Source organism: Bacillus sp. CH_48 (assembly GCF_038008465.1).
GTDB classification, from domain to species: domain Bacteria; phylum Bacillota; class Bacilli; order Bacillales; family Bacillaceae_G; genus Bacillus_A; species Bacillus_A thuringiensis_S.
Genome location: NZ_JBBOZF010000001.1, coordinates 3,364,756 through 3,380,231, shown reverse-complemented (window position 1 = coordinate 3,380,231; position 15,476 = coordinate 3,364,756). Strand labels below are relative to the sequence as shown.

Below are 15,476 nucleotides of genomic sequence, written 5' to 3'. Positions count from 1 at the left end.
GATTCCCTTTTCATTCACTATACATTCGTTTTTGGCGTTTCTTCTTCATCTTGAATACTTAATAAATTTTGCCATTTTTTATACGGAGCGCTATTTGGATCTACATATCCTTTCGCATGCGAGTGATCCCACAATTGTTTAATAAACATTTCTTTCTCTTTCTTTGCAACCATATCAGCACCTGTACCGTAATAGTTCTGGAAATACAACTCGATTTCATCAAGGAATAGTCTTAATAATTCATCTGATGTTTCTTCTAACGTCGGATCATACTTCGCTTCACGGTCATACATTAAAATCATGTCTAAAAGATTGTGGACATGTTCTTTTCTAAGCCATCTTACATCTTGGGCTCCTAATACGAACGGATGTGTATATAAATGTCCACCTTGTATCATCGCCTTTTCTTGCTCTTCTTCAAATCGTGACAAGATGTTTTCATAAATAAACGGATTATGAAGCAATGCTCTGTGTAATTTATAACTTTCGCTTGAAATATTTTTCCCCATCGACTGAATTAAAAAGCTACGTCCCACACCGTTATATTGATACACAAACTGTCCATCAACAGCAACTAAACTAATCCAGCGATACATATATGCGTATAGTAATGCACGATTACATTTATCATAATCTAATTTTGTTTGAGTCGCATTCAAATCTGGCATAAAGGCTGGTAAGTGCCAATACTTATCTAAATGCGGCGTTAAACTAGATTTTTTACTATTTAATTTGTTTACACGGCGATAATACGATTGGAAATAGTCCCCTTTATCATTCATAAATCCGTTTGAAATATGTCCTGATGATAATTTAGGAAAATCTTGCAGCGATAAGCCATAATGTGCTCGATAACAGATCACTTCAAATGGCGAAAAGGCTTCGTGTACTGTATCTTTTTCTTTAAACATTTCTTGAATCAATTCCTCTTGTAGCTCTTTCTTTAAAGAAGGATGTATACCCCAATATTGTAATTCCCTATGATGAGCAACTTTCGGAATGAACGGACTTGCTAAATGGAACAGGTCTTCAATTTTTTCACGCACGTATTCATTGCGATCACGTTTCTTATAATCTGCTTCTTTTCGCAATGCTTCAATAATATTCAATTCTAATTTATCACGATAGCGTACTTGCAGTTCGTCATAACAATAGCTCAGTATATGTTCGCGATAGAAATCCTCTACCTTTTTCGACTGAATCTCTTCTGTTTTCGCATCACGACAATATTCCCCATACAAACTCATATAAATTTCCGCTGATATATCTTTCGGTAGTACACCTAAATTTAAATGTTGCTGCATATCTTGCCATATCTTTTCTTGCAGCTGTTCCTCTGCTAATACATATACATTCGTCGGGTTTGTTTTCCCTTCAAATTCCTTACTGCGCTTTTGGATTTCAAACAATAAATTTTCACGTGTTTCATGTAAATTATCAAAAAATCTTTCCCAATATTGAATCATTTTATTAACTGCCTGATATAGCGATTGATACACAAGTTCTAATAGCATTTCTTTTCGATATTCATTTAATTTGTGTACATATTGCGTTACGATGTCTTCAAATTCTCTTTTGAATAAACGTTGCTGATTATTAATCATTTTTCCGAACCAGCCTTGTTGTTGAGCAATTTCTACTCGGCGTACAGCCGTTACCGTGCCATCGATATTACCTACATTAAATTTTTTATCGTAGTTTTGAATTACATTACGCTTTTGTTCATTATTTTCATGTAATCGATTCATTTTTTCTACTAACTGTTTTCGAATTTCATATAACATAAAACGTGCTGCTACTGGGTGAACTGGATCTGTTTTCTTTAAAAACCATGTATTTAATTGATAGGACTGCCCTTCAGAACCACTTGGTGAAAAGCGGTCTGATTCAATCATGTCATATAAAAGTGTCGTTACATGTTCATGTACACGGCTCGGAATCGCATATGCATATAAGCGAACCGCATGATCCACTCTTGCCACTTCACCTTTCATTTGTTCCATCATTTTCAGTTTCGCAGCTGAAATTTTACACTCATGTTGCAGACGATTTAATTCCTCATCTTTTTGCACCGTTCGTTGTACATAACTTTCTACAGCTTCTAAAAACAGTTTTGATTTCGCAACTCCGAGCTTACCACCTTCTGCTCCTTCACGTGTTTCATTGTACATTTGTCTATAGAAAATATGAGCTTGCTCTGGACGGGTAGCAAGATGCTCCAAGTCCTCTAAATAACTTTTACCTCTCTCCGGCTTTTCACGCTGCATCCCACGTTTTACATCTTGGTCGTATCTTTGCTTCTTCTCTTGAAACAGTTGATCTAAATGCAGCCACGATTCATCTAAACCTTGCACCGCCCATTTTAAAGCACAATATTTTAACACATGCTCATATGGATAAATGAGTTTTGCCGTTCCTGCCCCGCAATATCGTCCTTTTCCACTTGATTCTGCTAATTGCTGAATTTGATTGTCTTCCTGTGCAAAATGACTTGTAGACATCGGGCTAAATAACTGTAAATAAATTGTATTTGCCATCTGTTCCATATAGTCTGATAAATTGTGTAAATGGTGTCCATGTAGATTTTCGTAATCGTATAAGAAACAATAATTGTACGGTAAATGATGTTGTTTAATTGTATGATTCGTTCTTCCGTCTTCATCTACTTGATCAGGGCGATACTCTAATTCAATTGTTACGCCACCGCGTTTTGATAATTCTCCAGTAGAACCGAGCGTAATAGCATGTAATTCTTTTAACGATGCATAGCCATTTGCTTGCACCGTTTCAAATTCTTTCGCACTAACCGTTCTCGTCTTTACTAAAACATCCGGCATTAAAAACGCACCGCGTATTAAAATGTTATGATGCTGCAATTTCTTCCGAAGCATTTCACGTAAATATAATGCAATTTGCAGAAACATCCCTGAACCTGTTCCGCCTGCTAGTGATGTTACTATAATGACACGCACACCATATTCCGTTTGATCACTTGTAACCGGAAAAATTTTCTCGATTTCTTGCCAAAAAGACGTCAATTTATCTTCTTTCATCGCAGCACGTAACGCTAAACGTGAAATGACGCGTAACTGTCCTGCTCCTTCTGTTAATGGCTTATCAAGTATAGTCGGATCCATCGGAAACCACTCTGGGATCGTTGGATCTCCCGCAATATACTCCCTAGGCGTTTTACTAGAACTTGTTTGTGTCTTAAACTTTCGAATATGATCAAATTTACTTAATGTATTCACATCTGTATCAAATACGTGCATTGCTACCTTTTTTCGGCGCTCTTCAGGCAGTTTTTCATATATTTGATGCGTCACAGTACTACCGATTCCACCTAAACCAATTAATATTGTTGGAACTTGTAATGTCATGTGAACCACCTTCCTATTCTTGCTTGTTTGAAAAAAGGGAAAGAGAATCAATACTCCATCCCCTTCTTATCCATACCTACTATTCACATTCGTACTTGTAAATCTCCTTACCATATCCTCTATCAATTAGTAAAAGTTCATTTGGATATAGTGTCTTATGTTCTATTCCTACTTCATCCTCTGTTATAAACATCCCATCAATAATCATTCCAACTACTTGTGATTCTTTCGCTACAAAGACAGATTTCGAACCTTTCTTCGCTATAAACGTAACGGATTGCACTGTTTTTCTTTCTGCTCTAAATGGGATACCAAAATAATGGTTCCACCATTTATTTCGAAGTAATTCTGGCTCAGATTGATATAGCCAATCTTTCGCTACCTCTTGATCCCATTCATAATACAGTAGTGCCTTCCGGTGAAATCTCGGCCGAACAATCCATCCTAAAACAATGATTCCTACTACTAGCAGTAATAAAGTGATAGGAATGACAAACTTAAAAATAAGCGCATATTTTTCATAAAACGGAGCATCTTGAATATGGAATGTTATGTTTTTCTTTACTTCTTGTAATTTTGAATCCTGCATTACGATGGTAGCTTCTACGGTGCCGGTATCTGTAAAATTAAATGTGTCGGAGTAATAGGGACGAGGATAAACATAGATCTGATTTCCATGTTGCTTTATTTCATAATTGATTGATTGTTTAGATGTGACACCAGTAGATTTTAATAGTTTTTTTACAGCTTCTTCTGTCATCGGCTTACCATCTAACTGTGGCTGCAAAACAAATGGTTTACTATTCTCTAAATTTGTCACTTTTTCTTCATAATCTTTTGTAACAGTTTGAAGTGATAATTTTGGTTTCTCAGCTGTTTCAATTTTAAATTCTTTCGTCTGTCTATAAAACCCCTTTATATTCATATGAACTTTCCCGCGTACTAACCCTTTACCAAGCTTAGTTTCGTAATAAAACACATGCCTTTTATCGTCCCACTTCATCGGATATTGTTTTCCGTCTATTTCTACTTCTGCCTGAAAGTAAGAAGACTGAACTGGCAACTCCGTAGGCTTCGCTTCAATAACAGCAGTAACCCCTTCGTGCATTTCCTCTACATTTTTTTGACTACTATCATCTTTGTCATAAGTAGAAACCGTATAATTAAGCGCTGGTTCAACTAGTACTTGTAGTCCTTCTTTCTCAATGTCCTGGTCCACTTCTATCGTATAAGTTCCTGGTTTAATAACTTCCTGATTTTCCGTACTTATATGAACTATATTTCCGAACAATTTTGCTTCTCCTGGTGCATGTATGGAAAAAGAAGATTGTAATTGTAATGGTTTAGAAATTTGTGTGACCTGATAATCGGGCAGAGAAGGCGATTGTCGTACAAGCGTCATACGCTTTAATGGAAACGGTGTTGTAATCTCTACTCTTTTCCCCACTACTTTCGTTTTTACAATCGATTCAACAGAGGAGAATGGATCACGATTTGCAACTAATGCTGCCACTTGATTTACACTTTTTACAATGCCATCTTCTCCGCTTGACGGCATAGTAACACCATTTATCTCTTTCTTCCATATTTCTTTGAACGTGTTTAATTGTTCTTTTTCTTGTTGTCCTAAATCTTCTTCCATCGTAATTAAGACTGGGTGTAACGATATCTTTTTTGCATCCATTTCTTTCTTAAACTGGGCTAATTTCTGCAAAATTTGTTCTTTTCCGCCAACCTTATCTTTCTCTAAATCATTAAATGCCCCGTCAGTTAATACAATAAGCCAAAATTCACGTTTTCCATCTATATCTGCTTCCTTTTTTATAGATTGCATCGCCGTTTCTACCGCGCTAAATGGAGTATTTAAATACGTTTTCCACGCTCCAATTCCCTCAATTTCTGTTTGCCTTTTATCCTTCGTTAACGAAATGTTTAATGGATCATTCGGCTTACTCATTGGAACGTAAGAAAATTTATCTTTTTCATCTAATAGCGCAACTAAACTTTGCAAAGCATAATTGGCATATTTCCAGCGATCGTTATTTCTCATGCTGCCCGAATCGTCATATACAAGTGAAACGACCCTTTCCTTTGCCTCCTCTCCTTTTGCAAAAGCTGATAAAGGTAAACATATAAATAGAAACAACATGAACGTGGCACAAATTCGGATTTTCATGATGAGGCTTCGCCACCTTTGTAGACAAATTCCTATGTTTAAATTTATGAGAGGAAACAAGATATATGACTTGTATTTTAGGACAACTAACCCACCATAACTTTATTATGTAAACAGATTATACACTTGGTAATATTCCTTCTAGCATTCTCTATCCAATTATATAAGTAAAAAAGCCTGTTTAAGCTCCACGCTTAAAACAGACTTTTCCTACTTTTTATTTTAAAAACACATAACAAAAAGTTTGATTTTTAACTTAACACATCACTTCTATTTTAAATCCACCGGGTGCTTCAACGTAAAACGTATACGCATGGGCTTGCTTAGGAGGCTCGACCAAAAATCCATCTTCCTTCAATCTTTGATTTATCTTATCTACTTGTTCTTCACTTTCTTGTGGAAATCCTACATGAAATGTTTTTGGATACTGAACTTCTTTTCCTTTCATTAAAGTTAGTATAAATCCATCATTATCACGCATAACTGCAAAGGCATTCCCCCTTGTTCCACTACAAATTAAACCAAAATACCTCTCTAAAAACTCTCTAGATGCTGTTACATCTGTAACTGTTAAATTAAGATGTTTAATTCCCAATCCCCCACCTCATTTCTCAATTTTCTAACATTTTATCATACAAATAAAAAACACGCTTTTCACAGCGTGTTTCATTGCTTTACATACACTTCAACAATCGGATTCTCTTTATTATCCGCATGCAAGCGTATATTCGCTTCACTTGTATTATAAATACTAGCTAATAACATTATCGTTAACACATTAGGTATCTTCGCATCACTTCCATATTTTCTCTCAAGCCCTTCCTTATATTCAAAATCTAAATCCCCCTGCACATATGTATACACTTCAAAACCATCTTCTAAATTGCAAACTACTGTATCAATAATATCTGCTCCTACTTGCTTCTTCATTTCCTCTCGCAACGCTTCAATAAATTCTTCCCACGGTACTTCGTATGTCTGAAACTGATCTGTAGATTTCATGCCTTTTCCTCCTTATATATCCTCTTCTTATATTTCCCCTTTCCTATAACAATTATGATAGATAGGACATTCGTACAAGCCGCACTTGTCCCCCTTACATATCGTATTACTGTAATGCGGAAGGAGGAAAGAACATGCATAGACAAAAATGTTATGATACATGCCGACGTTACTTCGGAAAAGTTGTTCGGATTGAAGACCGTGATGGCCGTATACATTTAGGTAAAATAATCGATGTGACACAAAGCTCTGTATGGATCGAACCGGTGCAACAGCGCTCATCTTTTGATTCAGGATTCGGATACTACGACGCTTATGCATACGGTGGTTGTGACCTTTGCGGCGGCCTTAGCAGATGTGATAGTTGCGGATTTGGATGCGGTGGCGGTGGTGGATTCAGCAGCTGCGGCTGTGGTGGGCGTGGTTGTAGTAGTTGTGGTTGCGGCGGCTGGGGTGGCGGCGGTTGTGGCTGGGGTGTTGAACTCGGATTTGGTTTCATCTTCGGAATTGCATTAGCTGCATTATTTTTCATTTAACATAGTAAAGAGTTGACTACCTTTAGCCAACTCTTTTTCTTTATTTTTCACATATAAAAATACGATGCCCTAAAATATGTTGGTACATAAGCCGTACATTTTCATGCTGTACCCATGCCTCATATAACTCATTTGGAATATGTGAGGATACATTCCATTCCGGCTCTTCTACATAGCTAGAGATCGTTTCTGCAATTGTACCACCGCCAGCAATTGTAATTCTTTTAAAATTTGCTTTCTGAAATAATTGTACCCATTCATTCTCAGTTAATAGTTCTTTCATGCCATATAATTGAGCTATTTTTTCTTCCTCCCCCTTATCAATGTGCCTATCAATAATCATTTCAATAACAACAAGCTTACCGTCCTGCTGTAATACACGGTAACACTCCGAGATAGCTCTTTCTTTCTCTGTAAAAGCGATGATTGATTCTCCAAGTACGAAATCAAATGAGTTATTCAAACAAGGTAATTGCTCTACATTTCCTTCAATTAATTGTATATCTAATCCTTCAAACAACCATCTATCTTTTGCCTTTTGAATCATAATTTTATTCTTTTCAACCGTTGTTACTTTATAACCAAGTTCCCTTGTCATATACGCCGCTGTTTTCCCTGTTCCACAACCTATCTCAAGAACATTCGATCCATGTCTAAAAGGCAGTTGTGCTAGCAATTGTTTTGTTAACGTAAACCCGCCAGGATGAGCACTTCCTATTCCGTAATAAGCTAGGAAATCGATGTATGTGTTTCGTTTCATGGGATTCTCCCTTTTTTATTTTATATATTCGAGGACGGAAGAAAAGTGCATAGAAAAAGGGGCGTATTGTACGCCCCTCATCTTACTTATCCTCTGTAATATATGCCCATTTATAGCTATAGTCTCCACCAACTGGATGATGAACGATACCTTTTACTTTAGGTCTTTGAACGATAGCATCACCACGTTGATATAATGGTGCAATTGCTGCATCTTCCAGTAACATTTTCTCCGCTTTCAGTAAGCTATCCCAACGATCTTTCGTTTTCGTTAATAGCTCGCCTTTACCTTTTTGCACAATTTCATCATATTTAGGATTTGAATATCCTGTTTGGTTATGAGGACCATTTGTAACGAACATATCAATGAATGTCATTGGATCTAAGTAGTCAGGGCCCCAACCAGCGTAAGATAAATCATAATCTAGATCTGATTCTAATTTTAACTTTTGTTTAAATGGCTGGTTTTTCAAATTCACTGTTAAGCCTGGTAAGTTTTTCTCAAGTTCTCCTTTTAAGAATTCTCCTACTTTTTTCGCACCATCACCATCATAGTTTAATAGTTCTACTGTAATTGCATCTTTTCCAAGTTCTTTTTTCGCTTTTTCCCAATGCTCTTTTGCCTTTTTCACATCTGTTTTTAAAATATCTCCATTTTCTTTACGGAAGTCTTTTCCATCTGGGCTCTTAGCAAATTCTTTTGGTACTAAGTAATCTGCAGGTGTAGAACCATCATTTAAAATTACATTCGTTAAGCCTTTTTTATCATACGCTTTTGCAATCGCTAAACGTAAATCTTTGCTCTTTAGCACTGTATCTTGCCCACCACGTTTTTGGTTTAAGCGTAAGAAGTACGTTGACGGTGTTTTTTGTGTAAAGAAATCGGGGCTTGATTTATATTTGTCAACAAATTCAGATGTAAGTCCTGAGCGATCAATTTGTCCACTTTCATATAAATTGACACGTGTACCGCTATCTTTTACCACATTAAAGTTAATTTCTTCCAACTTAACTGTTTTATTATCCCAGTATTGTGCATTTTTCTTTAACTTCCAACCTTCTTCATGTTTCCAGTCTGTTAATGTAAATGGTCCGTTGTATAACGTTGTATCTGCTTCTAAACCGTACTTTTCTCCTTTTTCTTTTACAAACTTCTCGTTTAATGGATAAAATGTTCCAAATGAAGTTAATTCTACAAAGTAAGGAACTGGATTTTCTAATTCTACTTCTAACGTATAGTCATCTACAGCTTTTACTCCTAACGTATCTAGTTCAGCTTTTCCTTCATTAATCGCTTGTGCATTTTTTAAATCAAACATAATGTATGCATATTCTGCTGCTGTATTTTTATCTATCGCACGTTTCCAAGCAAACACGAAATCTTTTGCTGTTACAGACTCTCCATTTGACCATTTTGCATTTTTATTTAATGTAAATGTATATTTTTTACCGTCATCACTCTTTTTATATGATTCAGCAACCCCTGGTGTTGCTTTATTATCTTTATCAAGTCTATACAAACCTTCCATTACGTTGTTTAAAGCGAGAAACGATACTTGGTCTGTCGCTTTAGCAGAGTCCATAGATGGAATCTCTTGAGACTCTGTTAAATTAAGCACTTGCTTCGCCGCTAGCTTTCCGCCTTCTTTTTCACCGCTTTTTGGTGTTGTGCTTGCTTTATCTTTTTCCCCAGATCCAGAGCAAGCTGTTAATGCCATACTCATTACTAGAACTGGTGCTACTACCGCTGTTAATTTTTTCATCTTTTTTCTCTTCATTTTTGTACCCTCCCCAATTATATGTACGCTATTAACATTTAGAGATTCCCTACTAACTTTCGTTATCAGAAAATTCTTATTAATTAATATTCTACTGTTTTTTCTAGTTTTGTAAAGTATTTTTGTAAATTTCTAAAAATTTATTTTTTTATGATAGTAACTTGTTGTTTTAACTACTATATGAATTATCCCCCGTCTACTATATGTAAACATCCATTCCCTTATTCCACTCTATTACTACGTTCTATATTTTTCTTATTAGCATGAGGTCTCTTACTATCATTCATCTTTCTTACTACTTACTGACCTCTCTAATTTCCTCGGATAGAACCTTCTTTATTACCTATCCGATTCTCAATAGGCTAACGAGATTTATTCCCTTATACATACTAAAAAGCATTTCACTTTATTTTTTCCGCCATCCTCAGTTACATACGCCCACTTAAAGCTATATTCTGAACTGATGTTATGTTTCACAATTCCTTTTACATTCGGTTTCATTACGTACGATCTTCCTGTTTGATATAAAGGAACTAACCCTGCATCTTCTTCAAGGAATAATTTCTCAGCTTTCCCTAACGTTTCCCAGCGTTTTTTCGCATCACTCATTAATTCATTACCTGCTTTTCCTACCATTTCATCGTATTTTGGATTTGAATAACTCATTTGGTTGTACGGGCTCTTCGATTCAAACATATCAATAAATGTCATTGGATCCGCATAGTCTGGACTCCAACCTGCATAAGGAATTTCATAATCTTGCGCAGTTTCTAATTTTAATTTTTGTTTGAACGGCTGAATTTTCGTATTAATTGTTGCACCTTTTAAATTTTTCTCAATTTGATCTTTTACATAGTCAGCAATCTTTTTCGCAGTTCCATCATCATAGCTTAGCAATTCAATTGTAACTTGATCTTTTCCAAGTTCTTTTTTCGCTGCTTCCCAAGCTGCTGCACCTTTTTTCGGATCATATTTTAGACCATTTTTAAATGCATCTTGGTAATTTTCACCATAAGGCCCTGTCGCAAGCCCTTTTGGTACTAATTGATCTGTTGCTTTTGAACCGTTATTTAAAATAACGTTCGCTAAGCCTTTTTTATCAACTGATAATGCAATTGCTTCACGAAGTTTTTTGCTCTTTAAAGGCGTATCTTTTCCGTTACGTTTTTGATTTAAACGTAAGAAGAATGTACTTGATTCCGCATACTCACCATATTCTTCTTTGTTCGATTTATATTTATCTACAAACTCTCCTGATAGTAATGTAAAATCAATTGATCCTGTATCATATAAGTTTACTTTCGTTGCAACCTCTTTTACTACACTATAGTTAATTTCTTCTAATTTCACAGTCTTTTTATCCCAGTACTTATCATTTTTCTTTAGCTGCCAACCTTGTTCATGTTTCCATGAAGACATAACGAACGGTCCGTTATACAACGTTGTATCTGCTTCTAAACCGAACTTATCTCCTTTTTCTTTTACGAACTTTTCATTTAAAGGATAGTACGATGGGAATGCCATTAAATTCAAGAAATACGGTACTGGCTTTTCTAATTCTACTTCTAGTGTATAATCATCTACCGCTTTTGCTCCTAAATCTGTTAGAGGTTTTTCACCTTTATTAATTGCTTCTGCATTTTTAATATAGAAAGCGATAAACGCATATTCTGCCGCTGTATTTTTATCAAGTAAGCGTTGCTATCCATATACGAAATCTTTCGCTGTTACAGGATCACCGTTTGACCATTTTGCATCTTTACGTAGTTTAAATGTATATTTTTTGCCATCCTCGCTTTTCGTACTAGACTCTGCCGCTGCTGGAATTGGCTTATTATCTTTATCAAGGCGATATAGGCCTTCCATCGTGTTCCCTAAAATTTGCGCACCTAATGTATCAGTAGATTTAGAAGTATCCATCGTCGGAATTTCTTGGTTTTCCGTACGATTTAATACTTGTTTCGCTGCATATTTAATATCAGATTTTTTTCTTCCCCACTATTTGATGTAGTAGTCGTTTTCTTTTCCCCACCTGATCCAGAACATGCTGTCAATGCAACACTCATCGCTAAAACTGGTATTACAACTGCCGTTAACTTTTTCATTTTTTTCTCTTCATTTTTGTACCCTCCCTAATTATATGTACATTACCAACCCTTGAGAGACCCCTTACTAAAGACTTTTTTTAGAAGATTACAACTAATGTCATTCTACTCTTTTTTCCCTAATTGCAAATATTTTTATTTTAAATATTCTGATTTTTTTAGTAGGATTTATCTCCCATCTACTATATGTACATACTATACACCTTATTCTCCTCTATTTAACCATACTAAAAATTAGTATTTTAAGCTCACAAAAAAAGCATTTAAAAGTAGCTAAGCCACTTTTAAATGCTTTTTCAACTCTATTATTTTTCAGTTACATATGCCCACTTAAAGCTGAATTCTGGACTGATATTGTGTTTTACTACACCTTTTACATTTGGTTGTAAAACATAAGAATCTCCACGTTGGTATAAAGGTACAATCGCTACATCTTCTTCAAGTAATGTTTTTTCAGCTTTTCCTAACTCTTCCCAACGTTTTTTCGCATCACTCATTAATTCCGTCCCAGCTTTTTTCACCATGCCGTCATATTTAGGGTCAGAGAAGCTCATTTGGTTATGTGAATGTCCAGTCTCAAACATATCTAAGAACGTCATTGGATCTGCATAATCCGGATTCCATCCGCCATACGAAATATCATATTGTTGTTCAGTTTCTAATTTTAGTTTTTGCTTAAATGGTTGAAGTTTAATATTAACTGTTACACCTTTTAAGTTTTTCTCAATCTGATCTTTAATATATTCGCCAACTTTTTTCGCATTACCAGTATCGTAGTTTAAGAATTCGATTGTAACTTGATCTTTTCCAAGTTCTTTTTTCGCTTCTTCCCAAGCTGCAGCAGCTTTTTTAGGATTTGGTTTCAAACCGTTTTTAAATGTTTCTTGGAAATCTTTACCGTCTGGTCCCGTTGCTAATCCTTTTGGTACTAAGAAGTCAGCTTCTTTTGATCCATCATTTAAAATTACATTTGCTAAATTCTTTTTATCAATTGATAGCGCAATTGCTTCACGTAATTTTTTGCTCTTTAATGGCGTGTCTTGTCCATCACGTTTTTGGTTCATACGAATGAAATACGTACTCACTTGTGAATATGTGCCAAATTCATCTTTCTTGCTTCTATATTTATCAACGAACTCTCCATTTAATAAAGCAAAGTCAACTTGACCGCTATCATATAGATTGACTAAAGTTGCAGCCTCTTTAACAACACTAAAGTTAACTTCTTCAAGTTTTACAGTCTTTTTATCCCAATATTGATCATTTTTCTTTAATTGCCATCCTTGTTCATGCTTCCAATCTTTAAGAACGAACGGTCCGTTATAGACAGTTGTATCAGCCTCTAAACCGAACTTCTCGCCCTTTTCTTTAACGAACTTTTCGTTTAATGGATAATATGATGGGAATGCTACTAAATTTAAGAAGTACGGTACCGCTTGCTCTAACTCAACTTCAAGTGTAAGATCATCTACCGCCTTCACACCTAATTCAGTTACAGGTTTTTCTCCTTTATTTACTACTTCTGCATTTTTAATCGGGAATGCAATAAATGCATACTCAGCAGCCGTTTTTGGATCTAACAGACGTTGCCAAGCATATACGAAATCCTTTGCAGTTACTGGATCTCCATTTGACCATTTTGCATCTTTACGTAGTTTGAACGTATATTTTTTACCATCTTCACTTTTCGTACTAGATTCTGCCGCTGCTGGAATTGGCTTATTGTCTTTATCAAGACGATATAAACCCTCCATCGTATTACCAAGCATTTGTGAAGATACTGTATCAGTTGATTTAGAAGAATCCATAGTTGGAATTTCTTGTGTTACTGTTCGATTCAGCACTTGTTTCGTTGCTAATTTTTCCCCTGACTTACTATCTCCACCAGAGCTAGAATTTGTGCTTGTCTTCTTATCTCCACCTGATGTAGAACATGCTGTTAACGCCATGCTCATTGCTAAAACCGGTGCTACAACTGCTGTTAGTTTTTTCATTTGTTTCTTTTTCATTTTCTGTACCCTCCCTAATTCTAAACGATAGCTATTCAACAATTTTCTGATAATTCTGTTTTTCTCTATATATTTATCAGACGATTCTTACTACTTCTTATTCTACTAATTTTTTAAAATTTGTAAAGTATTATTATTGAAAATTTTTAAAAAATTATTTTCTTACAGTAATATTCATAAAAATTCCATATGATCTTCAAATTCTATTTCTCTTTCATATAAATGTACCACTTTAATGGTATTTATCATATTTACACATTAAATATCTATGAGCTCTTGTTAATAAATAATGTATATTTTTAGAAACTCCTTTCCTACAAAAATAAAAAAAGTCAGCAAAACTGACTTTTTACCCGGCTATTTTTTCTCTTTTCATTTCCTCTATTACTTTCGTATACTTCTCATCATCAAATTCATTTTCACTTTTTGCAACAACTACAGTTGCAATACCGTTACCAATTAAATTAACGATAGCACGTGCTTCTGACATGAAACGATCTACACCAAGTAATAGCGCTAAACCTTCTAATGGGATAACATTCATTGCAGATAAAGTAGATGCTAGCACAATAAAACCTCCACCAGTTACTGCTGCTGCACCTTTAGATGTAACTAATAAAATAGCTATTATAGTTAATTGTTGACCTAGTGAAAGATCGACATGAAAGACTTGAGCTAAAAATATAGTAGCCATCGATAAATAAATTGTCGTTCCATCTAAATTAAATGAGTATCCTGTCGGAATGACTAAACCTACTACTGGCTTCGAACACCCCAAGTCTTCCATCTTTGTCATCATTCGCGGCAGTACTGATTCTGATGACGATGTCCCGAGAACAATGAGTAATTCTTCTTTAATGTGAGCTAAATATTTCCACAAACTAAATTTGTACAGTTTACAAATAAAATTTAAAACAATAAAAACAAATAATGCCATTGTCGCATATACACAAATCATTAATTTGCCAAGTGGTATGAGCGTGCTTAAACCATACTTCCCAATTGTAAATGCCATCCCACCGAATGCTCCAACCGGTGCTAATTTCATTACAATTGATAAAATGTTAAAAAATACTTTCGATAATCTTTCAAAAAAGTCAATAACCGGTTGTCCATTTTTCCCTAACATCGTTAACCCTGCGCCGAATAAAATGGAGAAGAACAGAACTTGTAAAATATCACCTTTGGCGAATGCTTCAAACATGTTAGACGGCACGATATGTAAAAAGAAATCCATCCATTTCATTTCTTGTCCGCTTTGTACATATTGCGAAACATCTCCGCCCTTTAGTTTTGAGGGATCTAATCCGTCTCCGGGACGCACAACATTCGCTACGATGATACCAATAATTAAAGCCGCTGTTGTAACAATTTCAAAATATAATAGTGCCTTCCCACCAACACGGCCTACCTTTTTCATACTTCCCATACTTGCAATACCGAGCACAATTGTTAAAAAGATAATCGGTGCAATAACCATTTTAATCATATTGATGAATGTTTCACCAATTGGCTTCATTTGTTGTCCAACACTCGGCCAAATTGCCCCTACTGCAATACCACAAATAATGGCCACAATAACTTGGAATGTTAAATTCTTTGCAATTCTCATTTTTGCTACTCCCCTGTATTTTCATTTCTCCCAAACTATTTTAAGCAATAACATTTATTCTATGTGATAGCCCCCTTGCTATTTAACTTAAACCACAATTTTATGTTACACTATTATCT

Annotated in this window: 9 protein-coding genes and 1 pseudogene; 1 reads left to right on the top strand and 9 read right to left on the bottom strand. The window is 35.3% G+C overall.

Translation table 11 applies throughout. The annotated features are described in order from the left end of the window. Positions 1-17 precede the first annotated feature (17 nt). The 4 genes from N2V92_RS17100 to N2V92_RS17085 all read right to left on the bottom strand — a co-directional run bounded on the left by N2V92_RS17100 (position 18) and on the right by N2V92_RS17085 (position 6,558). Complete coding sequence (locus N2V92_RS17100; protein WP_042595424.1) at positions 18-3,380, bottom strand: tubulin-like doman-containing protein; 3,363 nt, start codon at positions 3,378-3,380, stop codon at positions 18-20. Between the two features lie 79 nt (positions 3,381-3,459). Next, entirely contained in the window at positions 3,460-5,556 is a 2,097-nt protein-coding gene (locus tag N2V92_RS17095; RefSeq protein ID WP_042595426.1) for a vWA domain-containing protein, read from the bottom strand. 256 nt (positions 5,557-5,812) lie between these two features. Next, on the bottom strand, positions 5,813-6,151 hold the full coding sequence (locus tag N2V92_RS17090; RefSeq protein WP_000511529.1) for a VOC family protein: 339 nt from the start codon (positions 6,149-6,151) through the stop codon (positions 5,813-5,815). Between the two features lie 71 nt (positions 6,152-6,222). Continuing rightward, positions 6,223-6,558 carry a hypothetical protein gene (locus N2V92_RS17085; protein WP_000842905.1) on the bottom strand — a complete coding sequence of 112 codons (336 nt, stop codon included), beginning with the start codon at positions 6,556-6,558 and terminating at the stop codon, positions 6,223-6,225. Between the two features lie 134 nt (positions 6,559-6,692). On the opposite strand from N2V92_RS17085, the gene N2V92_RS17080 reads away from it, so the two are divergent. Continuing rightward, the gene (locus N2V92_RS17080; protein ID WP_042595428.1) at positions 6,693-7,094 is read left to right on the top strand and encodes a hypothetical protein; all 402 of its coding nucleotides are present in this window, start codon (positions 6,693-6,695) and stop codon (positions 7,092-7,094) included. Positions 7,095-7,134: 40 nt separating this feature from the next. On the opposite strand, the gene N2V92_RS17075 is transcribed toward N2V92_RS17080, so the two are convergent. The 5 genes and pseudogenes from N2V92_RS17075 to N2V92_RS17055 all read right to left on the bottom strand — a co-directional run bounded on the left by N2V92_RS17075 (position 7,135) and on the right by N2V92_RS17055 (position 15,357). Next, positions 7,135-7,854 (bottom strand): class I SAM-dependent methyltransferase, encoded by a 720-nt coding sequence (locus N2V92_RS17075; RefSeq protein ID WP_000828269.1) that lies wholly within the window; start codon positions 7,852-7,854, stop codon positions 7,135-7,137. An 82-nt stretch (positions 7,855-7,936) separates the two neighbouring features. Continuing rightward, positions 7,937-9,631 carry a peptide ABC transporter substrate-binding protein gene (locus N2V92_RS17070; RefSeq protein ID WP_000823457.1) on the bottom strand — a complete coding sequence of 565 codons (1,695 nt, stop codon included), beginning with the start codon at positions 9,629-9,631 and terminating at the stop codon, positions 7,937-7,939. A gap of 372 nt (positions 9,632-10,003) precedes the next feature. Beyond that, a pseudogene (locus tag N2V92_RS17065) lies at positions 10,004-11,736 on the bottom strand (peptide ABC transporter substrate-binding protein). Between the two features lie 305 nt (positions 11,737-12,041). Beyond that, positions 12,042-13,745, bottom strand: coding sequence for a peptide ABC transporter substrate-binding protein (locus tag N2V92_RS17060; protein WP_016077387.1), 1,704 nt, complete (start codon positions 13,743-13,745; stop codon positions 12,042-12,044). A 349-nt stretch (positions 13,746-14,094) separates the two neighbouring features. Continuing rightward, a complete protein-coding gene (locus N2V92_RS17055) occupies positions 14,095-15,357 on the bottom strand; it encodes a dicarboxylate/amino acid:cation symporter (RefSeq protein ID WP_001216974.1) in 1,263 nt (420 codons plus the stop codon). Positions 15,358-15,476: the final 119 nt, after the last annotated feature.

What these genes read in the sequence shown, in the direction of transcription:
- N2V92_RS17100 (WP_042595424.1), bottom strand. Translation starts at nt 3,380, where the DNA reads ATGACATTACAAGTTCCAACAATATTAATTGGTTTAGGTGGAATCGGT.
- N2V92_RS17095 (WP_042595426.1), bottom strand. Translation starts at nt 5,556, where the DNA reads ATGAAAATCCGAATTTGTGCCACGTTCATGTTGTTTCTATTTATATGT.
- N2V92_RS17085 (WP_000842905.1), bottom strand. Translation starts at nt 6,558, where the DNA reads ATGAAATCTACAGATCAGTTTCAGACATACGAAGTACCGTGGGAAGAA.
- N2V92_RS17080 (WP_042595428.1), top strand. Translation starts at nt 6,693, where the DNA reads ATGCATAGACAAAAATGTTATGATACATGCCGACGTTACTTCGGAAAA.
- N2V92_RS17075 (WP_000828269.1), bottom strand. Translation starts at nt 7,854, where the DNA reads ATGAAACGAAACACATACATCGATTTCCTAGCTTATTACGGAATAGGA.
- N2V92_RS17070 (WP_000823457.1), bottom strand. Translation starts at nt 9,631, where the DNA reads ATGAAGAGAAAAAAGATGAAAAAATTAACAGCGGTAGTAGCACCAGTT.
- N2V92_RS17060 (WP_016077387.1), bottom strand. Translation starts at nt 13,745, where the DNA reads ATGAAAAAGAAACAAATGAAAAAACTAACAGCAGTTGTAGCACCGGTT.
- N2V92_RS17055 (WP_001216974.1), bottom strand. Translation starts at nt 15,357, where the DNA reads ATGAGAATTGCAAAGAATTTAACATTCCAAGTTATTGTGGCCATTATT.